Raw genomic sequence first — 26,080 nt, forward strand, 5'->3', positions numbered from 1 at the left:
GACCTCAATCAACGGCATTTACCATTTTTGTCGGTACCTGACGATGTACTTCATCTAAACAACGAAGGCTTTTGCAGCTCGTTTCATTGACGATGCCTTGGCTTACCAAGTGGATACCGCCAACACTACAATGATCCGTTAGCGGTGCTCATTCGGTCGCAAGCGGCCGCTGCGAGAGGCGTTACCTGCAGCCAGTGCCGCAATCTTGTTTTTTTTTACCGTGCTAACCAACAAGGAAGAGAAAATGGCACTAGCTGAAGACCTGAAAAAATGGGTCGACGAAACCTTCACAGCCGCCTGGGAGGTTCAAGAGACGACTGGGGTTCCTAACCCAGCAGATCTGCGGCTGAACTCAAACCATGCAAAAGATCTGGACTCAGCGACCGTGTTGTATGCAGACCTGGACGGGTCTACAGACATGGTGAACACCAAGAAATGGGAGTTCAGCACCGAAATCTATAAAACCTTCCTCAAATGTGCTTCAGACATAATCAAAAATGAGGGTGGTGTCATCACCGCGTACGATGGCGATCGCGTGATGGGAATCTTCACGGGTGATTATAAAAACACTTCCGCGGCCCGATGCGCTTTAAAGATCAATTTCGCCGTTCAAGACATTATTCAACCCGCCATCTCAAAGGGATGGGCTACAGATTTTGTCTTAAAGCATGTTGTAGGCATCGACACCAGTCAGTTGAAAACAGCACGAATTGGAGTGCGAGGTGACAACGACTTGGTTTGGGTGGGCCGTGCAGCAAATTATGCCGCAAAACTCACTAATCTGGCCAACAAGCCGAGTCGTATTACCGAGGACGTCTATGAAAGGTTGGCATCAGACTTGAAACAAACCAATGGTACGGACATGTGGGTTCGCGAGTATTGGACGGAAATGGGCATTTGGACGTATTCCTCCACCTGGAAATGGAGGGTGTAGATTTATCATCACCCCTGAAGGGCGGAACATGACTTAACAAGCACTACAAAATCGTCTGCCGCCCGCGCCGCGACCATCAACACAACGTTACATTTGTCGCTAAGCCTCAGGTCCCCAGCACCACCCGTCTTGGACTGGTCATCAACCCCTTCATCTTTTCGGCAAAAGGTCGCACGCCCTCCACGCTCGATTCGGTCAGGAATGTACGCCAGAAAGTTTCTGAGCTGAAGAACGCCCCGCCAGCCCACAGACGGCCCATTCGACAGCGTGTTGGATCAGAAAAACTCCTGCTCCGCTACCCGCACCCTCGACGGCATTTATCTTTTTTGGATCCCATTGAACTTTTTCGGCACGCCCCCATTTGCTGGAGAGACCCTTAACCCCCGCGGGGCTTGTCGATAAATGTCTACGGAAAAAATGATTGAGCGCTTTGAAGGCGCTGCGGGCCGGCCAGCCCTTGAAGAGGTTTTGCTAGAGCAGAAATTGGTCCTCGGCAATGAAGCGCTGGCCAAACTTCTGGCTGAGGCTGGCTCCTTGATGGAGCTAAAGCAAGATCAGGTTCTCATAGAGCAGGGAGGCCACGATACCGACGTTTTTTTTATCATCACGGGGCAACTCAAAATCAAAGTCCACGATCGGGAAGTGGCAATCCGTGGGCAAGGAGAGCACGTCGGGGAAATGTCGGCATTGGTGGTGACGGCGAAACGTTCAGCGACCGTCGTCGCGACAGAATCTTCGGTCGTATTGAAGGTTTCAGCACCCGACTTTAAAGCCGCAGCAAACGCTTTCCCCCGCATTTGGCAACACGTCACCCGTGAACTGGTTGAACGGCTGCATCAACGCAACGCTTTGGTGCGACCCTCCCACAAATCAGCCCGCGTGTTCATCATCTCGTCCAAAGAGGCGTTGCCGATTGCACGCGAAATCGAACGTCAGCTCGAGCATGACGCGTTCTTTGTCAAAATCTGGACCGAAGGTACGTTTCGCGCGTCGAAGTACACCATTGAAAGTCTGGAAGAACAGCTGGACGAAAGCGATTTTGCGATCGCAATCGCCCAGCCGGATGATGAAGTGACAAGCCGTGGACAATCGCAAGGCGCGCCACGTGACAATGTGATTTTTGAACTCGGCATGTTCGTCGGTCGACTTGGCCGCATGCGCTCGATTCTGGTGGAGCCCAGGGGCGACGAAGTTCGCCTTCCTTCAGATCTGAAAGGTCTCACCACCATCACCTACCGCCCCGCCGCAGACAAAGAACCAGCCAAGCTGGGGCCTGTCTGCACCTCTTTGCGGGAAATTTTCAACGACCTAGGTCCGCGATAAAACCAATTCATCATCAGCAAATTACTGCCTTGCACCATGCCAAGTTATGCGTCCCTCAGGATAGGAGAGTTCAGTGAGCAAGAGTTGGAGCCACAACCGCGCAGTCGAACATATCGATAAGAAAATTGCTGATGTGAAAGACATCACCGTCAAAGACTACGTCCGCGACATGTCCTTGGAGTCGATCCCGACGAACGTGGCCTACCGGGTCGACGGTGTCCACATGTACGCGGATATCCAGAACCTAGAGGACATGCTCAACATCACGCATGTCGAGGGCACTGACTGCCATAAACGCACGCTACGATTCCTCGATCAGCATTACCGAGCAGTCAAGCGCATTCTCGATCGGGTTGACGCTCGACGGGTAGACTTCCACAGCCAACGGCTACATTCGTTGTTCACCAAACCTTACAACAGCGATACCGATGCCGAACTGAAGCGTGTGCAGCGGGCGGTCGCGACGGCCAAACTCATGATCGATGTGCTTGCCCAGACAGGTGACGATGATGAGCAAATTCCTGCCGCGAAGCTGCGAATCGGCATTGATACCGGCCTCGCCCTGGCAGTTAATAACGGCCGCAAGGGAAATCGTGAACCGCTATTCCTAGGCGACCCGGCTAATCACGCAGCAAAACTGGCCAGCAACAACAGCGCCAAAGGCATCTACCTTACCAATGCTGCCCGTATGGCAATCGGCTTGACTGAGAAAGACGCGCCCGAAAAAGCTGCGTTGACGAATGAAGAAATCAAGGATTGCCAGGACGCCGCCAAATTGGACGTCACTGCCGACGAAATCGTCGAGGAATGGCGCGAGGACCTGAAGAACAATCCCATTGGCGGCTACCAGTTTATCCGCCAGACACCGCCACTGTGCGACATGGACATCAGCACGCTGACACCCGCCAACTCTAAACGCCAAGAAATGGTGAGCCTTTATGCCGATATCGACGGCTTCACGGCCTATGTCGCGGAACATATCGACGACAACGCCGAGGACGTCGTCCGTACGCTGCATGTAATACGCGCAGAACTCGAGCGTGTGGTTACGTCTGACTTTCAGGGGCGGCGAGTCCGCTTCATTGGTGACTGTGTGCAGGCGCTGTCGTGTGATGGTACTGCCCACACCACGGACGAACCAACAACGATCTCCGAATCAACCCGCTTAGCCGGCGCACTACGCAGCAGCTTCAACCTGGCAATCGAGCGTTTGAATGCAAAGGATTATGAAACGGGTGAACTGGGTCTCGCGATAGGCTTTGACATCGGCCCCATTTCGGTAACTCGCCTGGGCAGGCAAGGAGACCGCGTTCGCTGCGCGATAGGGCGTAAAGTGATCGAATCTGAAAATCGCCAGTGTGCCTGTTCTGGTGTCGAGACGGCGATTGGGCAAGCGGCTTATGAAGCCGCGACTGACGCCGTGAAAGATCTGTTTGGCAAGACTCGCAAGATTGCCAACCTGGATTATAACGAAGCCACTGAGGCGCTGGCCGACAAGGGTGATGAGTCAGCCAAACAGGCACGTACGGAAGCGTATGCTGGTGCTCCGGCGATCATTCTCGCGGATAACCGTGAAGTTCGTCCTTACGCGATCACCACTGCCGGCGAGTCAGGTAACTCTTGATCACCGCACTTAATCTGATTGCACAATTCGCCCCCGATTTCGGGGGCGTTTGCACAGTTCACTCAGACTTTTCGGCGCTTCTGGAATTGCCGATCCGCTTCGTCGACGGCAGGGTTTTGCAGTACAAATTGCGCCTTCAACGGAGCGATGAATCGGTTTACGTTCAAGAGGAACAGCCCACTCATCTACCGTCCTTTTGCCCTGAACGCCACATCAACTATGACGGCACGTTCTGTCTGTATTACCCAGCGGCCAGTCGCTTGACCGTGACTGACGAAGTATCGGCTGTGGCTTGGCTGGAAACACTCTACAGATTCCTCAAGCTTCAAGAACGGGCCCGGGTTCAGCGCAAATGGCCCAACAACGAGGTCTGGGCCCATGGGAACGCCGCCCATCACCAGATTCGCGCATCGACGGCTGCTAAAGCCCTAAATGGTGAATTTTCGGCAGCGCTTGAACAGAATCAGATTGCACTGCAACGTCGACGATCGAAAGGTCGGGCCATCCTGGAGATCAGGGTTCGCGGCGTTCACGTCTATAGCGTGTGGGAGTCTTACAGGCGAGTAATCAATCTGAAGCAGCGCTGCTTTTGCGGGACCGCTGGGCTTAGGCGTCCGAAGACATTACGTCGGTGCGGACCGCACGCCAAACAAGCCGTTGAACTGGCTTTTGCGCTACGTGATTGGCAGAGCGAAGAGGATCGCTATTGGCAAAGCATGCAGGATCGGAGCTGCTGTGGCTCCTGCGATAACTGCCCTCTTTCACCAACACCTTGACGAGGTGCTGAAGAGCTTCCAGGTCGGCTATGCCCAGAAATCGTGTTCTGGGGGGTGCTGGTTGGCAACATGGGCGGCCTTCTCCGCAGGGTAACAAACGTATGACTATATTAATGAAAGGAACCACGCTAAATAGCCCCACCGCCAGAGCCGATTTGCCTTTCCAACCCTGATAATGGCAATGTGCCGATATCCCGACTAAGCGCGATCCCTGCACGAGCCAATACCTCAAGGAGCAACGATGGCATACCGAAATGGTAACTATTGCGCGTTCTATGTGGCTGAGCCCTTCCACGAAAGTTCACTGGCTGCCCATGCCACCAAAGACTTCGTTTACTACAACATGCTGAGGGCTTGGAAGGCCAAAGATCCATCCTTTCCTTTCATCGATTCCCACGCGAAAACCTATAGCGTAAGGGACGGCAGTGATTGGGAAAGAACGTTAAAACCAAGATTGCGCGAACGCCTGCAGTCCTCAAAAAATATTGTATTGTTTTTAAGCAGCGCTACTTTTAGTTCAGTTGCTCTGAATGAGGAAATTGAATACGGGATCGAAAACCAAGGCCTCCCCGTCATTGTTGTTTACCCAGAATTTAAAACAAAAGGGTCTTTACTGCTGAATGGCGTCTTATCTGAGGATGTTAAAAAATTGTGGAACAGGCTTCCGACTTTTAGAAGACTGATGTCCAAGGTGCCGACTTTACACATACCGCTCAACCAAGAAACCATAGTAAGCGCACTGACCAACTCAGACTTTTCGCTTGCTTCCAAGACCCAACCGGATGTCTACCGCTATTCCGCATAACAAATGACACACCCATACAACAAGGAGAATAGCTTGCGCAAGGTTCGTTTTTTTGACAGTCAGTTGATGAAAAACTTTAAGGAACGGATTTCCACCACCAGCACCGTATTGTCCCTTGCATTGATTTTCGTGGAAATCCCTTCACAGATGAAGGCATTGGCGGGCGCTATTTTTATCGGCCTATTAATTGTAGTTTACGTCTGGTTGTGGCACAGAGCGAATCAGCTCAAAAGCGTGGATTTAGACATTGAAGGCAGCAAAGTCACGGTGAAGGCAGGCGACTTATTTTTGGAGCCAGGACTAAAAGTCATTGCATTCAACGAGTACTTTGACACCATCGTCGATGATCGCATCATATCGGCTCACTCCTTAAATGGGGCGTTTATTAACTTACACCTGCCGGGCACGCTTGCCAAACTCGATCACTACCTAGAATCGTACTCTTTTGACCATGACGAACTGGGTGATTTAAACACTGCCAGACGAGTTGGAAAACTGCAAAAATATAAAATTGGCACACTCTGTGTCTACGATGATTTCATACTCACAGCCTTTTCAAAGTTTGATGATCAAAATCGGGCAATTCTGACCATGCCCGAGTACCTGGAGTTTCTGATCAACTTCTGGGATAAAATTAATAAAGTGTACGCTCAACAAAGCGTCTCCACTCCCATTTTCGGGTCAGGCATTACGCGAATCAAAGAGCACAAAAACATCAGTGATGAAGACTTGCTTAAAATCATGTTATGGACATTCCGGATCAGTGAAATGCGATTTAAGTACCCTGCCAAACTGACGATCGTGATCCACCCAGACAAGATCAAGACCATCAATCTTCTGGACATAAAATCGGCGAAAAACGGCTTATAAATGTGACCGTCAACGGCCGCCGCCTCCTTTGCCAAGCAGTTGAGGATCGGAAATAGGAATTGATGAGCGCCCTTGGCAATGTGAAGGGCGCGCTGTTTCTCAGGCGATGTGAACTCGGCAATCACCAATCACTGTGTTTGCCTGCGCTCGAGCCAGCCTCCTTGGACTCACCCTGCGCACTTCGGCGACCAGATGCGCGCTGACGCTTCTCGCCTTCCATACGTATGATTTGTATAGGACTGGGCCTGACGTCTTCCAGCAGCGAACTCAAGCGCTCCAACTCGCCGAGGGCGCGCAAAACCGCGATCAGGTTGTTCAACCACGGCTTTATACCCTGGTCCGGATCATTGCCTTAAAAAGTGATTTCTGCCCAGCGCCGCTTTACCCGGGGTCAGGCCCGGCTAGGTCATCCCCCCGTTGGAAAATGGATTTGCCGTGTTTGCCATGGCTCAAGCGGATAAAAGTGTCATATTCACCGTTCGTACACAGGAGAATGGCGCCGAGCCAAGGCAGATCGGCGAACCGATTCCCTCTCCAAAGCAGCTAATCACACCGCTGCTCGAGCGCCTGCACCCAACAGCGGCGACGCGGCCCTCGGCGGACTAACCCAGTAAGCCATCCCCCTTAACGAGTTGGGGTGCATCTCGGAACAGATGCACCCTGAATATCACTAACGATGCCAGGCATCTTCTGCCTTCAAAAAATCCACGACGTACTGACGCTGCTCGGCAAGAGTCGGGCGGGTCAGTGCCCAGCCGAGATGAGCGCTGACAAAGTCACCTTGCGCATCATCACAGTAGTACGCGGTCTGCGCTTTACCCAAGGTATAAAGGTTAATCAGCCGAGCCCGCGCAGGCGGCTTCAATAGATCAAACACTGCGATATTGGAGCTGTTGGAAAAGACCAAGGCCTTGTGCGGACTGATGGCAATGATGAACAACAACTCCTTCAAGTAATCGCCCCAGCGGGAGGTCGGATAATCCGAGCAGAGCAAGCTCAAGCGCTCATGGCTATACTCGCGCAGGTTCGCCTGGACCAAGCCGTCCGAAAACGGTTGCTCAAGCAAGGGTAGGATCTCGTTTTGGGTGAGCAAGACCAACGAAACCACGCCGAGTGAGTCGCTTGCCTGAAAATAATGGATGACCTCATCAATCGACTCCTGCGAGAAGCGCCGTTCGGCTTTCATTCTCTGGCGCAAGAGGTCCAGTTCCGAACGAACATCCATGACTTTGAGCACCGCAGGGTGTCGAGCCTCCAGTAACGTCAAGGTATTCGCCAGCTGTCGGCGATCAGACAACCCCCAATCCTGGACGAGACTTCCCCGTGCCTTTTCGATGATCTTGTGACCGGTCTCATCAATCAGCGGAGTGATGTGGCTGGTTTCGACCTCAAAGCCGCCATCGGGAAAGTCGATACGATACAGATCTTCGATAGAAGCCGTGTGTTTGATGGAGACCGGCTTGATCTCCATTACCCCGCTGTGAAGTAAGCGACGATAACGGAAAACTTTTCCACTCGCATGCTGCCAAGCTTTCAGGAAATGCTGAGGGATGAAATGGTGATTGCGTGGGGGATTCGACATGCCGTGAAACGCTCCAAGTGTCTAAATCCGATGCAAGACTCTCGACGCTAATATACTTCGCCTCGCCTCAGCCAACGAGAGCGAAAACGTTCATCTCGGGTGGACGGATATTAGGCAGGGCACTGCTTACCGATGTCACTTTCCGAACGGGACGTTGCTGTCGATGGACCGCCATGCCGGCTGCGCCCCTAGCTAACCGACATAATCCATCGGCACTTAGCGTCGCCATTTGCCAAAAGGTGCGGTCGTGTCGATATAGCGCATCGCTGAATGAACGTCTCGCCAACCGACATAATCCATCAAGGCCTTAGCCCCCCACTCGTTACGATTGGCCCAGGTAGCAAAACCGCGGCGCAGCGAATGCCCACTGTAACCTTCCCCATCCAGGCCATTGCGGGCAAAAGCCATACGTAAAAGCCGCGACATACTGTTCGCATTCAGTCCCTCTGCACTGACATGCCCCCAACGGTCAATGGCCCGGAACACTGGTCCTTGCTGCAGACCGCTGGCCGCCAACCAGGCCTCGTACGCCGCCACCGGACACAGACGCTTCAGCGCGGGCACCATGACTGTCCGTCCTTGATGATCACGATCGGTTTTGTCACTGACGAGGAAGATTTCCAAGCTTGCGCCCGTTTCGACTTTAATGTGCTCGACGCGTAGCTGGCACAGATCGTCGCTGCGAAACGCCCGCCAGAAACCGAGCAAGATGAGCGCCTGGTCCCGACAAGCGCGCAGTCGCTCTGCGGCAACAGTGGAGGTGGCCTGCCCATGTAATCCGGCGACGCAGTCCTCCAGCGCCTGCAGTTGCAGCGCCTCTGCCCGTTTTACCGGCTGGGGATGTTCCGCGCGAATCCCGCGCAGCACATCACGCACCCGCGGCTCTTTGGTCGGATCCACAAATCCATGGCGCTTATGCCACTGGGCCAAGGCGGCCAAGTGAGTATGCAGGGTAGAACTGGATAGCTGCTCAGCATAGGTCGCCAGATAACGCGCGACACTTTCGCTGGAAGCGGGCAATAACCCCTGCCAGGTCCCTTCAAAATGCTCAAGCGCACTGAGGTAGCGACGTTGCGTACTCGCCCGTCGCGCCGCCTTCAAGTACCGATCCACTGGGGCCGTCACGCCAAACACCCTCCTCGCATACCACTGATAAGCCGAAAATCCCCCAAAATCCCGCTCACGTTTGAGAATTCCGTATTCACGAACGTCAGTTCGTCATCTGCCGTCATTCACCAGAGGACATTTGTACGGGTGTACTTACATACTTCGTAATACGCTACGAAATAGTAGGAGACCGGTCATGGCACGCGGTGGCATTAACAAGGCCTTGGTGCGGGATGCGCGCGAAGCACTGATCGCCCGCGGCATTCGTCCCAGCATTGATGCGGTGCGCGTAGAGCTGGGCAATACCGGCTCCAAAAGCACCATCCTCCGCTACCTCAAAGAGCTCAGTGCCCCCGCAGCGTCGACAGCACCGGTGACCCTCAACGACGAACTGGCGCACCTCGTGGCAAGTGTAGCCGAGCGTGTTGAGGACCAAGCCCGACGCGCCGTCAGCGCGGAGCAGACGCGGGTTGACGACGCCTGGCGTCGACATGCGCAGGCACAGGCACAGCAGCGAGAACTGATCGACGCGTTGCAGGAACAGGTGCGTCGGTTGGATAGCCAGTTGGTGGAGTACCGTACCCGCGAACACCAACTGCAAACCCGTTCAAATGATTTGCAGGGGATTTATGATGCTCGACAACAGGAACTCGTCGACTTGCAGCAGGCGCTCAGCCAGCGGGATCTGCTGGTCCAATCGCTCAACGAGCGCTGCGAACATTTGAAGGCTTCGCTGGATCACTATCGCGAGCAGCAGCGTGCACAACGCGAGCAGGACCTCGAGCGCTACGACCAGCAAATGCAGCAACTGATCAAGGAACAACGGACACTGCAATCGACCCTGTTGCAAAAGCAGGAAGAAATCGCCCAGCTCAACCGTGACAATGAGCGGCTGATCACCGAATCCCGGCTGGCAGCCCGACAGATGCTGACCGACGCACAGGAATATCGCCAGGCCAACGCCGCGTGGAAGCAACTGGCGAAAAATCATCAAGAGGCGCAGGTACAGTGGCAGGCCGAGCAAGCCGATCTACGCAGCCGACTGCGCGCAGCCCTTATCAAGCAGCGGGGAGACGCCCACTCTATTCGCAACGAGCAGCGCCAGATCATCTATCTACAACGACTCCTGGAAGCAACGGCCTCCCCTAGCGCCTAAGCCTGATTGCTCAGTCAATCCGGCCGCCGAGACCCGCCGTTGGCGCAGGCGCGAGGCTGTTGGGCAGGTTCGTGCGACGTGGCATGATGATCACATCGAGCCGCGGGTCCAGTGCCCTCATCCGTTGGCGAAGCAGCGCTGGACAGCGCCGAACGCCCCGACTTTGGCTGAGCACGAGCTTTTCATAGAGCTGGGTCCCCCCTATGTGGATGCACCAGAGCATCGCCAAGTCGCAACGCGAAGGTCGATCGGCTGCTGGCAGCCAGCCGCAATCTATCAGTCCCTCGCGCGCCTGTCGTAGGGCCACTTGCTGAAACTCGAAGGTTTTGGCACTGGCCGGCCATATGATCCGGGAAAGGTCGGTGCAGAGCCCCCCCGCTCGCAGCCACTGATCAATCAGCGCCCACAGATCGGGAAAGCAACGATGGTACGTCGGCGACAAGGACGCCGCCGCGAAGTAATAGCTGAAATGTTCCTGCAACCAGCGTCGTTGAGGGGCGCGACGGGTCGAGCAGCGCAGCAGGGCCAGCGGCATCGCCAAGTACGTCCAATCAGGAACACCCAGCGCCGCTATCATCCCCGCATTGATGCGGCACCGGTAGGTGGAACTCGTCAATGCGCGGCAATGCGGCCGGAGTTGCTCCAGGTAGGTCGCTGGCGCCTCCCGATCGTCGCTGTCCCAACTCAAGATCTCCCACAAAGGGTCATTGATGACTGCCAGGATCTCTGGAAACACGCTGCACAAACGGTTCAGGCAGTTCGCGTGGAGCTGAATGCCCTGATCCAGCAACCTCAGCCACTTCGGGTTGGTTTGGTGCACCGCCTCCACCCCGACGCCGCTGGGAACCACGTAATGATGAGGACGATCAAGCCGATCGCAGAGGCTGGCGAATTCGTTGCGAGAACGGGCTCCGACGAGCCGATAGAGTTGGGCGCCGACAAACCGGTTACGGCAGCGACGGATTGATTTGCGACAAAGTGTCGACACTTTGTTACCTCCCGTCCCCCAGCAGTAGCCCCGGCAAATAACTATAGAACGCTATGTAATCGCCGCCACCCAGCCTCGGCACGCCTTAAAGAAAACATTTTAGGCGGTAGCGATTCAGGGCATCGCGAGTCGTCATGCACAAACTTTTTTTTCGCTAACTTACTGATTTTCCGCAAGCATAGGCCGCGTCTATGAATGGATCTGGGCGCCTTCCAACTAGACGGCCAGCAGACTGGTTGGTGCAGGGTAGTGTCAAAGTTTTATTCTCGTAAGTTATTGATAAATTGGAGAAATACAGTATGTCTATGCACTATTTTGCGCCGTTTTAGTCGATAGATTCGCAGTATGTACCGGGATAAATTATCCGCCCGATCCGGCAAATCCGTTGGGTCGTCTGGAGGACATGAATATGTATTCCTATCGACAGCACCCCCGTAATCCGCCCATGTACGCACCAATGACCCCGATTGCTCAATGGCATCCGCGGCTTGGTTGTTCGCACCGGCCCTGCAATCCAGCGACCGCCCGGAGCCGTCGCCCATCCGATGAACAACGCCGCTGTTTCGCCGGCGGTGGTGATCTGCGCATTGTCGTGTGGTGGATGTTTCGCCCTTTCGGTCGTTCAACTCACCGGGTCCTATCGGGAGTCCCCCCACTGATTCATACCACGTTCATCGTTGGTGACGATGAGCAGCAAATCTGTCTGATCGAAGCAGCCATGGGTATCTCGCTTCTTGAACTGGCCCGGCGGCGACTGCGTCCGCGTTATCACGGACCAGCAGTCCCGCTATCGGTCACGCCTGGCCATATCCGATACGTTTTATGCCCCTCGTAATTGCGCCCTTGAGCGCAATCGAGCGTTCGGCGTCCGCGAGATTTTCGGCTATCACTGCCTGAGCGGGGCGGCCAACGCGCAGAGGGGCATGCCCCTCTGCGTACGGCTTAGACTCAGAGTCAAAACGCTCAACGCCACCTGCTCCGGTGTTGCATTGATCAGCCGTGGTCATTGCTCAATTCATCTCCCCCTCGAGGAGAGCCATCATGTGTGCAGCAGCGAAACGTCCCATGGATAACCTCGCCCGTGCCCCTTTGACCAAAGGACGCCCGGGCAGTCGCGTCACGTTTTTCCCGTCGCGAAAGACGGGTGGCCCCGTAGCTTGCGGCAATCTGCAGCAGGCTGATTACTGTGTCCATCTGGAATACCGCCAGGATGTTCTCACCTACCAATGCCGGCCTCCCACCGTGTGCTGTGAGGCTTTACGTTACAAGGCCGATTTCCTCGTGGTTCTGAGCAGCGGGCCCGCGGTGTACCTCAAATTTCTACCGTCCGACGATCAACCGGGTGCACTCATTGGTCATCACAAACAAGCCGTCGAAGCGATGCTTCGCGATCGCGAGCTGTTGTTTCGTTGGCTTGTTCCCGGTGACCTTCCTCACCCCCTGGTCAGTTACAACCTGCGGTACCTCTACCACCAAGGCTTTGGCAGTTCCCAACGGGCGGCTCAGCAGGTGCGCGCGCACGTGGTAGGTCTGATGGAACAACGGACAACGTTCGAGGCCCTCCTCGCCAGCGGCGCCTCGTCCGCCGACATCTGTCACGCCATCTTCCTTGACAAACTGCGGATCGACCTTGAGCAACAGCTCGCTCCTAACACCATGATCTACGGAGGCCGTGATGGGCATCTTTGAATTCAAGATCGGTGAACACTACCGCTATCGCGGCCAACGTTTGCAGATCGTCGACCTGCAAGGTGAATGCGTACAACTGCGCGCCATCGAGGGCCGCCGGATCGTGTTGCGTCAGACCCGGGACATTCTGCTTCGGGCGATGAAGCGTGGCGACTTGGTCAAAGATCAGGAGGCTCCGATTGAGAAGGATCCACAAAAAATAATCGCCGGCCTGCCAAAGCCTTACGCTGCTGCATTCGACCGACATTGTTACTACACCCGGGGACTAATGGACGAATTACATGGACGAATGCCAGCGCGACATGCCCAGTCATTGATCAATCGATTGGCAAAACAGATCAACGATATCTGCCCGCCCAGCCTAAGTACGGCACGCAGTTGGGTCAGAACTTTTTGCAAATCGGGTTACAGCTATCTTTCGCTCATCCCCGGCAGGAAAAAAAAATGGACACATCGATTGGAGCATCAGCCGAAGGAAGTTCAGGAGATCATCAACCAACAGGTCAAGGAGCTCTACCTGAAGTCAGAACCCGCCTGTAAAACCGAAGTGATCGATGCAATCGTCCTGGAGTTGGAAGCGTTCAATGAAGGCAGACCCAAACACGACCGACTAAGGATTCCTTCGGAGTCGACCCTCAATCGGATCCTAAGAGAGCTCGATGCCAACGAAACGGCCTGTGCTCAACATGGAAGCAAGTATGCTCAGAAAAAACAAGGTTGGACGCGCAAGCGACCACGCTCGGGGCGGCTGTTCGAACTGGTGGAGGCTGACACGCAACAAATGCACGTCATGGTCGTTAATGATCACGGCGAGGTGATCGGTCGCCCCTACCTAACCGTCTTTTTGGAAATCTATACGCGGATGCCCTACGCCTGGTGTATCGGGTTCAATCCTCCGTCCTTGGACACCACCTTGCAGGCGCTCAAGCAATCGTTATCCAGTGATAATATTTATGGCGGTGTCGCACTGCGCTACGTCTTCGACAGTGGCCCTGAATTCGTGGCGGACAACCTTCGGCGAATCATCGCATTGTTGGGCGGTGAGGTTTGTTATTGCGAACCGGCCACGGGCAATCAAAAACCTCACGTCGAAGCCTTTTTCGGAGTTTGGTCGAAAGAGATCGCCCACGCGATGCCCGGTACGACCTTCTCAAACGTCGCAGCAAGGAGTGATTACAACTCTGAAAAAAATGCGCGCCTGACCATAGAGGCCGTCAGGGATGCCTTCGGCCGCTGGGTGAACGACGTGTATTGTGAACGCGTGCACAGCAGCCTGAACACTTCTCCTCGGCTGGCATGGAAGGCGGCCTACACGGCCATGTTTCCGCCGCGGCGCTATTCGCCCTCGGAACTTCGCCTGCATTTCTTAAGCGCGTTCAAAGCTTCGCCCCAACAAGGGCGGCTGCGGTACAACTCGCTGTTCTGGACGGGACCAGGAGTGCCGTATCTGGCAAACCGCGAACCCAAAGTAGACAAACTCCATGTCTATTACGACCCAAGTGACCTGGGTCACGCTTGGGCCTGCCATCCCAGCTATCCCAACGAGCTCCTAGAACTGCAGGCGGTCGATCCTGATTACCAGCAAGGACTTACCATGCACTTACATCAATTGACGCTTAAACGCCTGAGAACCGAACGTGAAGCATTTAACCCGCGTAAAGCACGACAAGCCCGATTGGCGCTGCTGCGTGAGCTGGCCAAGGTAAAGACCCCGGCACAGCGACGTCAACATCAGCGAGCTGTGGAGACAGGTTCGCTTCAAAGATCACGCAAACACCCGGTGAAGGCAGCGACCAGTAAACCAAAGGCGCCAGAGTCATATCGCAATCACGGAAACACACCCGACGACTACTCATCTGTTGATGTTTGACGCCATACACATCCGTTCGAAACAACTGTGCATCGCCGTGGTAAGGCTTGCAGTAGTCAGCGATCACTATCGAACCAAAGCTCAGCGAACGGAGTCAGCGTGGGTGCGCTCAAATAACTATTTGGTGAAAGCGATGTACCCAGCCAATCCTAGTGCCTATGAACGCAACTCTTAATCTGGATACATCAACCGCCATATGTTCCACCGATGAGACTAACAATCTGAGCAAAATGAGGTGCATAGCAATGGAGCCCGACATCGAACAAATCCTTAAAGCCTTCAAGGCCAAAATTGTCTTCCATCCTCGCTATCGGCAAGCGTGCTCGCAAATCCAGAACGCGATCGAAAACACCCAGGCGCTGGGTGAACCGGTATGTGTCTTGCTTTGCGGCCCAAGTGGTACTGGTAAATCCACGCTTTGTTATTACTTTCGAAAACTTTACAGCGGTGATTCGGTTATCCGCCGTGATGATGGAACGTATGCAAATTTGCCCGTCTTCTATTGTGAGGTCCCATCACCAACGACCGTCAAAGGATTGATCACAAATATGCTCCGCTTACTCATTGAGGACACTCCTAATGGCACCATCGAGAAACTTACCCACCAGCTAATCACCTGCCTGAAAACGAGTCAGGTGAAGATAATTTTTCTCGACGAAATTCAACGCCTCTGCTTTACCACCGTCGCCGAAAAGGTACGCCTCGACTCCCTACAGTGGCTTGTCTCGCTTCTCAATGGATCCGGAATACCGGTGATCCTTTCGGGCACTGAACTCTGCAAAGACATCCGGCGTGAAGATGAGGCATTTGAAAACCGGTATCCATATTTCGCTGAGCTATCGAATTTCACTTATGACGCGGGAGAGGGTTCCGATTATTTTGCGACGTTAAAACATTTGGATTCCGCGATGTACGAGATCACAAGACTCGTAAAAGGTGTGCACCTTAACGATCCAACAATAGCGGCGCCACTCTTCGTTGCCACTTGCGGCAATCTGAAGAGGATGCGGGTGATCATTAATGATGCACTAAAAACCTGCTTGCGCAGCAATACACCACACGAACTGAAGGCAAGTGATTTCTTTACCGCATGCCAATACGTAGACTTGCCGAAAAATTTATCAGATGGTAATCCTTTCGCCCTGTCCTATGACGATGCGATAAAGCTCGCAGAAAACTACGAGGGCACTGATGATGAGTAGACTATTGTTCATTCCTAAGCCGTTGCATGAGGAAAGTCCAACCAGTATCCTAAAACGCATGGCCATTATGCATGGTTGCACATTACGCTCGGATTTTATGGCTCTATTTGGTCGAACATGTTTTAACGGTTCTCTAATTTCCCGATCGCACCCTATTATTCAAGAAATCTCAAAACGGACGAGTGCCGCAGGCGATGAATTTCTAAGTGGTTTTTATGAACCAGTTGGGGCGCTACACCGCTCTCCATCTCTGAATATCGCTGGATTTTCTGTTAATGCTGACATGATACGAAAGAAGGACGCCGCATATTGCTCCGAATGTTGCAGAGACGGCCATGAATATTTCATCAAAGATCTTAAGCTCGCGAGTTACTGCCCCTACCACCTTAGAAAATATCTCTCCAGATGCCCTAATTGCCAGGTTAAGCTTAATTGGCATGCAGTGGATGAATGTTATATGTGTAATCACCCGTTGGTTTCGCCGCCATGTTCCGTCGAAGACGCAAAGTACGAACAAAACTTACTCAATATTTTTCGGTCAGGTGACACACAGAAATTTCACCAACTTCTTCGCTACTTAACGGACTTGGGCTACCACGTGGAGCGTGCTACTGAATGCTCTGCCAATAGGTGCTTACTGGGAATAGCGTTCGCTTTACTTGAAGATGACATGATAGGAGTATCGGTTCATCTTAAAAAATTGAAAAGCTTACACCCGGAAATACCTGCATTCATAATCGCTGCCAAACTCTCGCTATTCCCCTATCTCAAAATACGGGACGGCGTGCGAGACTTCATCAAATATAGCTCAAATGAACACGCCGAAAAGAATGGATCCTTCAAAACACCACCAGTTCATTCCTTTTCTTTAACGAAGCGGCAGATTGGTGCTTGGCTTGGCATTCGCCAGCATTACTGGGCAACCCTGCGTCTAGAAATCAGCATTAGGCCATACAAGACTCGATACAACTGGCAGCACGCTCAGATGTTTTCAAAAAAAGTATTGATAATAAAACTCCGCAATGGTTTTACCAAGAAAAAAATATCTAACTCAGAAAGACCACCAAAAAACGCACAAGAAAAACTACAACTAAGTGCTGAAGCGATAAAAAGTGCGATCAAACACCACCTTTTAACGCCCAAATGGGGAAAGAATCACAAAATGTACTTTGATCCACAAGAGATAGAGAATTTCTCTAAAAAATTCATTTCTGTGAAGCTTTTATCCTCCCAAACCAAAATCCCCACCAATCGGATCCGTAGAGCGATATCGCGCTTGAAGATAGCTCCGCTAAACTTTGAAAGCAGCATACTTCGTCGCTGGCTTATTAGCACCCAAACAAGCCCCTTAATTGTCGAATGGTGCAACAAAACTGAAAAGCAACAGAGGAAGTTCGTACAATCCTCGGCCGCACTTCCACAACCCAATCTTGCTGAAGGAGAAAATTGGTTACCCACTGCTATAGCCGCGAAATATCTTAACACATGGACACAGGTTGTACGCCATCTTATAAAACTCGGATTACTTACCAACATTCGAAAATCCCGAATGGGTGGATACCTCATAGAGGCCAGAACCTTAAAAGACTTTGAAGCAAAATACGTAAGCGCGGCAGAGGTTTATAAATTGCTGGGTTGTAGTCGCGGCAATGCGGCCAAACTTCTAAAAAGCTTTGGAATATCACCTTTAACGGGGCCGAAAATCGATCACAACCCACATACTTTTTACTCACGAGAAAAAATCTCACCATACACTAGCATGGGAGATAAATTACTTAGCAAAAAAAATAATGGGTACACAATACTGCAAGCATCTAAAAAACTTCAAATTTCATTATCCACCACCCTTAACATGATAGCAATAGGCGTCTTTCAACTTGAAAACTCCGAGCGCCTGATAAATCACAAAATTAGATGCAGCAGTGTCGATACGTTTTATAAAAATTACGCCAAATCAACAACCATAGCCTGCTGGTTAAAAACTACCCCACCCGCCATTTACAAAATATTAAGTAGTCTTGGCATAAACCCTGTAACTGGTACGCCAGCTGATACTTATTCGCAAATCATATATGCATCCAAGGACATCGAGAAATACTTCTTAATTCCAGATCAACAAATAATTCACCCAGGCGAGAAACCTGAATTGGCGCTAACACATGTACGTGCTCTCTGGAAAAAATACAACATCGGCAGTCGATCCTTCGGCCAGCTATTTTTAAGCTCCGGCTTCACAAGTCCAATTCGCATTGGTGCAGCCACTTATCTGCTTCAGAATGACGTATACAAGGTGGAGGAGATTTTAAACAAATACTATACATTTTCACAAGCAGATAGATATTTAGACCATAGGCATACGAGTAATTTAATACAAAGAAACAAACTTAACGTAGTTTATCCGCTAAACGGATATTCTAATTATCCGATGATTGATAAAATCCAGCTACAGGACTACGCGACTGAACACGGATTCGTATGATCCACCGTCCTGACCCACTATCTTTACACTTTATCGATCAGCAATCGCCCCGCCCAAAAAACTGAAATTTTACTTGCATATGTCGATCTAAAATCGAATAACACCCCTGAACCATCTTTACCTGAAAAAGCTAGACCAATTTGCCTAACTTTCGCAAAATCGCACTTATTTTGACATCCCGCCTCCGAGTGATTTTGACAATACAAGGAATATCAAGCGGTGCCCGTACTGATAAACATGAAAAATGGGGGCCTGCGGGTATCGAACATCGCCTGCGGTCACTGCGCCTGATTGGCCTGGCATTGGCTGCCAGCGAAAAGTCGGTGCAGCTTTATTATGAACGCAACCTACGCCCGGCAGAGATTCAATACGAGCCTTGGGTTGAACGGGTCGAGGGGCAATTGGCAGCCGCCTATTCGGCGCTGGAACGAGAGCTGGAAAAGCAGCCGCTGAAAAATGACGGCTCGATTGACCAGGCTGGTATTACCCTCGCTGTTGCGTGGAGCTTTACCCAGTATGTGGTGCCGGATCAGGTTCCGGTTGAGCGGTTCCCAAAAATCGCTGCGTTCACCCGCTATGCCGAGGGGCTTGAGGTGTTTATCGACACGCCGATTGACTGACGGCGTTACGGCCACCATCGCATCGCCAGCAAGCCGGCTCCTACAGGTGCGTTTCACACCTTTACATCCACCAGCAAAAACGCCGCTTCTGCCAAAAAGGCAGAAGCGGCACAGGCACGAGGCCAGGAACTATCAGTTCATGTAAACAACGCGATCAGAATGATGATCGGGATCGGTATGCCGAGAAAGAACAGCAGTAATGAACGCATGATGATTCTCCTGAGTTAGCGAACAGGTGTGGTGTTCACGTAAGTGTCGGTTTCCACATACACCACGGCATCCCGACGACGACCTCCAAATGTTGCTGCAAGGCTGGCGAAGAACGCACCGGCCAAGAGCGCAACAAACATCCACAAGGTGGTCATGGCAGCGACTTTGGCGGCGGTATCAGCAGCTTGTTGCGCAGCCAGCTTGGCGTCCGCCACGGCTTTCTGCGTGCGGGCATAGACTTCGTCGACACGACGCTCGGCGTCCGCTTGGGGCAGGTTGGTCCGTTGCGCCACCAGTTGTGCCAGGTAAGTACGGTCTTCAGCGGCCAGCTGACCGTCTTTCAGTGAGCGCACGAAAATGCGCGTCACTGTGCCTCGGGCGGCGTCGTCGCTGAGGGCGGCCGGCTGGTCATTACGAAACAGGCTGTCGATGTAGTAGCCGTATTGATCGCCGTCAGTGTTGGCTGCCGCGGTGCCCGCCGCTGCTGTCATGGCAGTGGCGGCGCCACCGGCGACCTGCGCCCCGGCCTGCACGCCACCACTGACGATGCTGCTGACCGAACCGGCGACCAACGTGGCCGTCACCAGCGTCGCCACGCACCAGGCGAGAAAACCGTGGGCGGTATCGCGGAAATAAACTTCATCGCCATGCATGTAAGCCCACTTCACCCGCAGCCGGCCGGCGATATAGCCACCGGCGCCGGAAGCGACGATTTGCGTGACAGCCAGCCAGACAATCGTCGATATGCCCAGGCCCTTGGCGCTCATGCCTTCATTGGCCCACGGCGAAACTGCCGAGAACCCCAGGCCGAATCCGAGCAGTACCAGGATCAGCGACAACGCCGCCGCCGCCGCGGCCCCGGCGAAGATCGCCCCCCAGGACACGCCCGACACTGTGCTCGATTCATCCGTGGCGGGATAGAAACCCTCAGAGGATCTATTCATTGTTGTATCGCTCCAGGCAGAAAGATGGTGTTACAAGTCTCGAAGGAGCAATTGCAGTCACCGTGCCAGTCGCGGATTTTCAATAAATCCTTTTGTTTCAGAGATTTAGAAACTTTGAACTTCCCAGCTCCATGCAAATTGCAATGAACGGCTGGTCGCAGCGGGTTTTATGCATTAAACGACGATGGATGTGTCCATGAACTTTTATTTAGTAAGCGTTCGATCATTTCTTGGCAAAATGCTGCACTACGTTGTGAATACCTAATCAGGCCAGCCTTATGACCCGCATCTTGACCATCGAAGACGACGCCGTGACCGCACGGGAAATTGTCGCCGAACTGAGCAGCCACGGGCTCGACGTCGATTGGGTCGACAACGGTCGAGAGGGACTTGAGCGTGCGGTCAGCGGCAACTATGACCTGATCACCCTCGACCGCATGCTGCCCGAACTCGACGGCCTGGCGATTGTCACCACATTGCGCACCATGGGCGTGGCCACGCCTATCCTGATGATCAGCGCCCTTTCCGACGTCGACGAGCGCGTACGCGGCTTGCGTGCCGGGGGTGACGATTACCTGACCAAACCCTTCGCCACCGATGAAATGGCTGCCCGGGTCGAAGTGCTGCTGCGCCGGCAGAACACCGTGACGGCCCAGGCCACCACGCTGCGGGTGGCAGACCTGGAGCTGAACCTGATCAGCCACGAGGCCAGCCGTGACGGCCAGTTGCTCACCCTGCTGCCCACCGAATACAAACTGCTGGAATTCCTGATGCGCAACACCGGGCAGATCCTCTCGCGGATGATGATTTTCGAAGAGGTCTGGGGTTATCACTTCGACCCCGGCACCAATTTGATCGACGTGCATATTGGCCGCCTGCGCAAGAAAATCGACCCACCTGGCAATGTTCCATTGATTCGAACGGTGCGAGGCTCGGGTTATGTCATTGCCGAACCCGTCTAAAGGCTGGCGTTCTTCCACCAGTCGCCTGCTGGCGCTCTACAGTGCGTTGTTCGTGGTCTGGAGCGGGATACTCATGGGGGTCATGTATTACGAGGTGTCCGCTTACCTCGACAACCTGGCCAAGCATTCGCTGATGCAACGCCAGCATCTGTTCTCGCACTTCCAGGGCGATCAACTGACGGACGCCCTTGCCGTCAGCATGACCTTCGACATCCGCGGCATCGACGCCTACGGCCTGTTCGATGCCGAACATCGTTACCTCAGCGGCGCCTTGCGCCACATTCCCAAAGGCCTGCCGCTGGACGGCAAGATTCACATGCTCAACGACTGCGCCGAGTCCGACGACCCGACCCTGCCCGTCGACAGCTGCGACGCGGTGGCAACCCAGACGAAAGATGGTCGCTGGCTGATCCTGGTGCGGGACAACGGTTCGTTGTTTGCCGTGACCCGGATCATCCTCCATGCCTTGTTCTGGGGCGTGACCCTGACCATCTTGCCGGGCATCGTTGGTTGGCACCTGTTGCGCCGCCGACCGCTACGGCGGATTCGCGCGATCCAGGGCAGCGCCGAAGCCATCGTCGCCGGGGACCTTACCCGGCGTCTGCCGCTGTCCAATCGCCGCGATGAACTGGACATGCTGGCCGCCATCGTCAACGCCATGCTCGAACGCATCGAGCGCTTGATGAACGAGGTCAAGGGCGTGTGCGACAACATCGCCCATGACTTGCGCACCCCGCTGACCCGCCTGCGCGCGCAGCTCTACCGCATGCAACAACAGGCCGGCGAAGGTTCGCCACAATCGACGCAATTGGACGCGGTGTTGGCCGAGGCCGACACCCTGATGGCGCGTTTTCGCGGGCTGCTGCGGATTTCCGAACTGGAGGATCGCCAGCGCCGGTCCGGTTTCGTGCAATTGGACGCGGTGTCCTTGCTACAGGAACTGCATGAGTTTTATCTGCCATTGGCCGAGGACGATGGCCTGACGTTTGAACTGCAACTGCCCACATCGCTGCCTTCGCTCAATGGCGATCGCGCCCTGCTGTTCGAAGCGGTGGCCAATCTGTTGAGTAACTCGATCAAATTCACCCCGCCCGGTGGCCAGGTGATTTTGCGTGGGGTCAATGAGAACGGGCATACCCGCATCGAAGTACTCGACTCCGGCCCCGGCATTGCGGAGGCTGAACGCGAGGCGGTGTTCCAGCGCTTCTACCGCGCCGAGGCGGGGAATCAGAAAAGTGGTTTCGGCTTGGGGCTGTCGATCGTCGCGGCGATTGTCAGCTTGCACGGATTTGCGCTGGAGGTGGGGACAAGTGAGTTGGGTGGAGCGCGGTTGGTGCTCGATTGTCGGGAGAGTCTGATTACCCCCGCATGATCGTTCCCACGCGCCGCAAAGGAATGCCTCAAGGGACGCTCCGCGTTCCAGCTTGCGAAAGGGACGCGGAGCGTCCCGGGCTGCATTCCCACGCAGAGCGTGGGAACGATCAGTGATCAGGCTGGGTAGTTCGCCCGCAGGGCCTCAAGACCACCCTGGTAAATCCCGGTGAATAACGCCACGACTTCCTCATTGCTCACACCCACCGGCTCAAACCGACCGGACCAGGTCACCCGGGCGCCCTGCCCCTGCGCTTCAACGCGGATCGTCGCCAGATAATCAGTGGCCGGAAACGGCGCCTGCAAGATCGAGTAACTGTAGGTCTTGCTATCGTTGTCGAACGTTTGCAGGCGCTCAACCACCACCGCGCCGTCCGCCGTTTGCAGGCTGCGTACCCGCCCGCCTTCGCTGAGCTCACTCTTGGGAATGAAGGGCAGCCAATCCGGCAGCGAATTGAAACCGCCGATCAATTGCCAGACCTGATCGGCCGAGGCCGGGATGTCGATGGATGCTGAGGTTGTTGCCATGAAAAATACTCTCCAGATTCAAAAAGGTTCAGATCGCCAGGCTGTCGACGACACCGCCGTCGACCCGCAGGGCGGCGCCAGTGGTGGCCGAGGATAGCGGCGAAGCAATGTAGGCCACCAGGTTTGCGACCTCCTCGACATTCGCCACGCGCTGGATGATCGAACTCGGCCGCGCCTTGCGCACGAACGCGTCGGCTTCTTCCCGAACGCTGCGTCCGGAGGCGGCGATGGCGTCCTTGAGCATTTCCTCCACGCCGTCAGTGAGGGTCGGACCCGGCAGGATCGAGTTGACTGTCACCCCCGTGCCCGCCAGACGTTTGGCCAGGCCATGGGACACGGCCAGGTTGGCACTTTTGGTTACGCCGTAGTTGATCATTTCGGCGGGGATCGCCACGCCGGATTCCGAAGACAGGAAGATCACGCGGCCCCAGCCCTGCTTGACCATATCCGGCACGTAATGCCGGGCCAGGCGCACACCGGAGATCACGTTGACTTCATAGAAGCGTGACCATTCGCTGTCCGGGGTCTCGAAGAAGTCCACGTCGTTGTAGATCCCGAGGTTGTTGACCAGGACGTCGGCACGGGGCTCGGCGGCAAACAGTTTCTGCGCCCCCTCGGCAGTGCCCAGGTCCGCGGTCACGCCGCGCAATTGTGCGCCGGGCACGCTCTGGCGGATGCTCGCCAAGGCCTGCTCGACCTTGGCCGTATCGCGACCGATGACCACCACGGTGGCGCCGGACTCAGCCAGCGCCTTGCTGATACCCAAGCCAATGCCGGCCGTGCTGCCGCTGACAATCGCCAGTTTTCCACTCAGATCGATTTTCATGCTCAAGCTCCAATGATGGGTAATGGGGCACGCTCGCCGATCAGCTTGGCGTCACGCAGTGCCTGCCAGAAGGCGGCGGGAATCACCTGCGACAATGCGGCTACATCTTCGGCAATTCGCTCTGGACGGCTGGCACCAGGAATAACCGCCGCCACCGCCGGGTTGGCCAGGGAAAACTGCAATGCAGCCGCTTTGATACTGACGCCGTGGGTAGCGGCAATCCGCTTGATCTGTTCGACTTTGTTGACGATCGCCGGGCTGGCCTTCTGGTATTCGAAGTGCGCGCCACCGGCCAGGATCCCCGAGCTATACGGACCGCCGACCACGATCTCGACGTTCTGCGCCAGTGCTGCGTCCATCAGACGCTGCAAGGCACGATCATGGTCGAGCAGAGTGTAGCGGCCCGCCAGCAAAAAACCGTCCGGTTGCGCTTCGCTCAGATCCAGGGTCAATTCGCACGGCTCGACCTTGTTCACCCCCAGGCCCCAGCCTTTGATCACGCCTTCTTCACGCAAGCGAGTCAGGACTTTGAACGCACCGGTACGGGCCTGGTTGAAGTACTCCAGCCATTGATCGCCGTAGAAGTCCTGGGCGATGTCGTGCACCCAGACGATGTCCAGGCGATCGGTTTGCAGGCGCTTGAGGCTGTCTTCGATCGAACGCAGGGTCGCATCGGCGCTGTAGTCGTTGACGATCTTGTTCGGGCGACCATGCTCGAACACCCCGCTCTTCTCGCCCAAATCGCGAGCGGCGGCGTCTTCGACCTCGTCGAGAATCACCCGGCCGACCTTGCTGCTCAGGACATAGTCATCGCGGTTGTAGCGCGACAGCGCCTGGCCGAGGCGAATTTCCGACAGGCCCGAACCGTAGAACGGCGCGGTATCGAAATAACGCACACCGGCATCCCAGGCGGCGTGGACGGTGGCTTGCGCTTCTTCCTCGGGAATGGCGCGGAACATGTTGCCGAGCGGTGCAGTGCCGAAACCCAGTGCGCCGGGCAGTTTGTCTTTCAAGCTCATATTCAGATCCTCATCAGTTCAGTGGTCAGGTGGTGACCGTTGAGCAGATCCTAGATTGCGACCATCGGACCGTCCAAGACATAATATGCAGTACTTGAGTCCCTGGAGGTCTTACATGATCGACATCCGTCAATTGCGCTACTTCGTCGCCGTCGCCGAGGAAGAACACGTCGGTCGCGCCGCCGAACGCCTGCACATTTCCCAGTCGCCCCTGAGCCGGCAGATCGCCCAGCTCGAAGAACGCCTGGGCCTGACCCTGTTCGAGCGCAGCCAGCAACGCATCCGCCTGACCCGCGACGGCCAGACCTTCCTCGCCGAAACCCGCGCCCTGCTGACCCACGCCAACCGCCTGGAATCCCTCGGTAAACGCCTGGGGCGTGGCGAAGAAGGCGGCCTGTGCATCGGCTACATCGAAAACGCCATGCACGCCGGCGTCTTGCCCAATGCCTTGCGCGTGCTGCGTGTAAGCCGCCCGAACGTGCACATCGCGCTGTACAACCAGAGCTCCGCCGAACAACTCGAAGGCCTGCGTCAGCGTAGTCTGGATATCGCCCTGGTCAGTGAGCCGCCGACCGATGACGACCCTGACCTGCTGGGTTTCCAGGTGCTGGACGACCCTATGCTGCTGGCACTGCCCGAGCACCATCCGCTGGCCCGAAAGGCCGCGCTGACCCCGCAAGATCTCGCCGATCAGGAGTGGATTGGCGTGCAACACCACCAGAATGTCAGCAGTCGCGAGAACTTCGTCAGCGCCTGCATCCGCGCAGGCTTCACCCCGGATATCCGCATGGAAGCCACCGGCCCCTTCACGGCAATGGCGCTGGTGGCTTCGGGGTTGGGCATCGCCATGATCCAGAAAGGCTTGAGCCGCAACGCGCCACCGGGCGTGGTGCTGCGGGAAGTACCATGGATTCCCCTCACCCGGCCGCTGTGGGCGGCGTGGCACCGGATCAATCTGCGGCCGTTGGTGGAGACGTTCAGGAAGGTGCTGACCGAGCCGGAGCCGGTGCCCGCATAGGGCCAAAATCTCTGTGTGGCGAGGGGATTTATCCCCGTCAGGGCGCGAAGCGCGCCTCAAAACTATAAACCGCGAAATACACCCTTCAAGTCGCCTGGCCTGCCGTCTTCGCTAGCAAACTCGTTCCTACAAGGTTTGGTGCTTTACTGAAAAGGTTCCCAACCCCAGCGAGCCTGC

Annotated in this window: 21 protein-coding genes and 1 pseudogene; 15 read left to right on the forward strand and 7 right to left on the reverse strand. The window is 54.8% G+C overall.

Annotation, left to right across the window (positions count from 1 at the left end):
* The first annotated feature begins 244 nt into the window (after window positions 1-244).
* From pycC (HGP31_RS19450) to HGP31_RS19475, 6 genes are all read left to right on the forward strand, one after another.
* Window positions 245-934 carry a Pycsar phage resistance system uridylate cyclase PycC gene (gene pycC / locus HGP31_RS19450; protein WP_168758476.1) on the forward strand — a complete coding sequence of 230 codons (690 nt, stop codon included), beginning with the start codon at window positions 245-247 and terminating at the stop codon, window positions 932-934.
* 402 nt (window positions 935-1,336) lie between these two features.
* The gene (locus HGP31_RS19455) at window positions 1,337-2,257 is read left to right on the forward strand and encodes a TIR domain-containing protein (RefSeq protein WP_168758477.1); all 921 of its coding nucleotides are present in this window, start codon (window positions 1,337-1,339) and stop codon (window positions 2,255-2,257) included.
* A 73-nt stretch (window positions 2,258-2,330) separates the two neighbouring features.
* Window positions 2,331-3,881 (forward strand): Pycsar phage resistance system uridylate cyclase PycC, encoded by a 1,551-nt coding sequence (pycC, locus tag HGP31_RS19460; RefSeq protein WP_168758478.1) that lies wholly within the window; start codon window positions 2,331-2,333, stop codon window positions 3,879-3,881.
* Complete coding sequence (locus HGP31_RS19465) at window positions 3,878-4,657, forward strand: E2 domain-associated cysteine-rich protein (RefSeq protein WP_168758479.1); 780 nt, start codon at window positions 3,878-3,880, stop codon at window positions 4,655-4,657. The genes pycC (HGP31_RS19460) and HGP31_RS19465 overlap by 4 nt, the downstream gene beginning before the upstream one ends.
* Before the next feature lie 241 nt (window positions 4,658-4,898).
* Complete coding sequence (locus tag HGP31_RS19470; RefSeq protein ID WP_057715159.1) at window positions 4,899-5,462, forward strand: TIR domain-containing protein; 564 nt, start codon at window positions 4,899-4,901, stop codon at window positions 5,460-5,462.
* Window positions 5,463-5,495: 33 nt separating this feature from the next.
* Complete coding sequence (locus HGP31_RS19475; protein WP_240963494.1) at window positions 5,496-6,332, forward strand: macro domain-containing protein; 837 nt, start codon at window positions 5,496-5,498, stop codon at window positions 6,330-6,332.
* 670 nt (window positions 6,333-7,002) lie between these two features.
* Here HGP31_RS19475 and HGP31_RS19480 read toward each other — a convergent pair.
* Together HGP31_RS19480 and HGP31_RS19485 are read right to left on the reverse strand one after the other, a co-directional pair.
* Complete coding sequence (locus HGP31_RS19480; protein ID WP_168758481.1) at window positions 7,003-7,914, reverse strand: DUF4238 domain-containing protein; 912 nt, start codon at window positions 7,912-7,914, stop codon at window positions 7,003-7,005.
* Window positions 7,915-8,130: 216 nt separating this feature from the next.
* Window positions 8,131-9,015 carry a site-specific integrase gene (locus tag HGP31_RS19485; RefSeq protein ID WP_168758482.1) on the reverse strand — a complete coding sequence of 295 codons (885 nt, stop codon included), beginning with the start codon at window positions 9,013-9,015 and terminating at the stop codon, window positions 8,131-8,133.
* 202 nt (window positions 9,016-9,217) lie between these two features.
* On the opposite strand from HGP31_RS19485, the gene HGP31_RS19490 reads away from it, so the two are divergent.
* Window positions 9,218-10,177: a DNA-binding protein gene (locus HGP31_RS19490; protein ID WP_168758483.1), complete on the forward strand. Its 960-nt coding sequence runs from the start codon at window positions 9,218-9,220 to the stop codon at window positions 10,175-10,177.
* 10 nt (window positions 10,178-10,187) lie between these two features.
* Here HGP31_RS19490 and HGP31_RS19495 read toward each other — a convergent pair whose 3' ends face one another.
* Window positions 10,188-11,165, reverse strand: a complete 978-nt coding sequence (locus tag HGP31_RS19495) for a hypothetical protein (protein WP_168758484.1) — start codon at window positions 11,163-11,165, stop codon at window positions 10,188-10,190.
* A 1,065-nt stretch (window positions 11,166-12,230) separates the two neighbouring features.
* Between HGP31_RS19495 and HGP31_RS19500 the strand changes: the two genes are divergently transcribed.
* The 5 genes and pseudogenes from HGP31_RS19500 to HGP31_RS19520 all read left to right on the forward strand — a co-directional run.
* A complete protein-coding gene (locus tag HGP31_RS19500) occupies window positions 12,231-12,854 on the forward strand; it encodes a hypothetical protein (protein WP_168758485.1) in 624 nt (207 codons plus the stop codon).
* Window positions 12,841-14,724, forward strand: coding sequence for an integrase catalytic domain-containing protein (locus HGP31_RS19505; RefSeq protein WP_168758486.1), 1,884 nt, complete (start codon window positions 12,841-12,843; stop codon window positions 14,722-14,724). The genes HGP31_RS19500 and HGP31_RS19505 overlap by 14 nt, the downstream gene beginning before the upstream one ends.
* A gap of 245 nt (window positions 14,725-14,969) precedes the next feature.
* Window positions 14,970-15,926 carry a TniB family NTP-binding protein gene (locus HGP31_RS19510; RefSeq protein ID WP_168758487.1) on the forward strand — a complete coding sequence of 319 codons (957 nt, stop codon included), beginning with the start codon at window positions 14,970-14,972 and terminating at the stop codon, window positions 15,924-15,926.
* Between the two features lie 670 nt (window positions 15,927-16,596).
* Window positions 16,597-18,405: a hypothetical protein gene (locus HGP31_RS19515; RefSeq protein WP_240963495.1), complete on the forward strand. Its 1,809-nt coding sequence runs from the start codon at window positions 16,597-16,599 to the stop codon at window positions 18,403-18,405.
* Between the two features lie 266 nt (window positions 18,406-18,671).
* A pseudogene (locus HGP31_RS19520) lies at window positions 18,672-19,025 on the forward strand (glutathione S-transferase); the annotation flags it as partial.
* Window positions 19,026-19,249: 224 nt separating this feature from the next.
* Here HGP31_RS19520 and HGP31_RS19525 read toward each other — a convergent pair.
* Entirely contained in the window at window positions 19,250-20,179 is a 930-nt protein-coding gene (locus HGP31_RS19525; protein WP_033044541.1) for a hypothetical protein, read from the reverse strand.
* 278 nt (window positions 20,180-20,457) lie between these two features.
* On the opposite strand from HGP31_RS19525, the gene HGP31_RS19530 reads away from it, so the two are divergent.
* The gene (locus HGP31_RS19530) at window positions 20,458-21,141 is read left to right on the forward strand and encodes a response regulator transcription factor (RefSeq protein WP_020796732.1); all 684 of its coding nucleotides are present in this window, start codon (window positions 20,458-20,460) and stop codon (window positions 21,139-21,141) included.
* The gene (locus HGP31_RS19535) at window positions 21,119-22,513 is read left to right on the forward strand and encodes a sensor histidine kinase (protein ID WP_168758489.1); all 1,395 of its coding nucleotides are present in this window, start codon (window positions 21,119-21,121) and stop codon (window positions 22,511-22,513) included. The genes HGP31_RS19530 and HGP31_RS19535 overlap by 23 nt, the downstream gene beginning before the upstream one ends.
* A gap of 116 nt (window positions 22,514-22,629) precedes the next feature.
* Here the strand turns inward: HGP31_RS19535 and HGP31_RS19540 are convergent, their stop codons facing one another.
* The 3 genes from HGP31_RS19540 to HGP31_RS19550 are packed head-to-tail and all read right to left on the reverse strand — an operon-like array spanning window position 22,630 to window position 24,885.
* Window positions 22,630-23,040 (reverse strand): SRPBCC family protein, encoded by a 411-nt coding sequence (locus HGP31_RS19540; RefSeq protein WP_168758490.1) that lies wholly within the window; start codon window positions 23,038-23,040, stop codon window positions 22,630-22,632.
* Window positions 23,041-23,068: 28 nt separating this feature from the next.
* Window positions 23,069-23,866 (reverse strand): SDR family NAD(P)-dependent oxidoreductase, encoded by a 798-nt coding sequence (locus HGP31_RS19545; protein WP_168758491.1) that lies wholly within the window; start codon window positions 23,864-23,866, stop codon window positions 23,069-23,071.
* A gap of 2 nt (window positions 23,867-23,868) precedes the next feature.
* Window positions 23,869-24,885, reverse strand: coding sequence for an aldo/keto reductase (locus tag HGP31_RS19550; protein WP_083349330.1), 1,017 nt, complete (start codon window positions 24,883-24,885; stop codon window positions 23,869-23,871).
* A 115-nt stretch (window positions 24,886-25,000) separates the two neighbouring features.
* Between HGP31_RS19550 and HGP31_RS19555 the strand changes: the two genes are divergently transcribed.
* Window positions 25,001-25,903: a LysR substrate-binding domain-containing protein gene (locus HGP31_RS19555; protein WP_168758492.1), complete on the forward strand. Its 903-nt coding sequence runs from the start codon at window positions 25,001-25,003 to the stop codon at window positions 25,901-25,903.
* Window positions 25,904-26,080 lie beyond the last annotated feature (177 nt).

The organism is Pseudomonas umsongensis, from assembly GCF_012647205.1.
GTDB classification, from domain to species: Bacteria; Pseudomonadota; Gammaproteobacteria; order Pseudomonadales; family Pseudomonadaceae; genus Aquipseudomonas; species Aquipseudomonas umsongensis.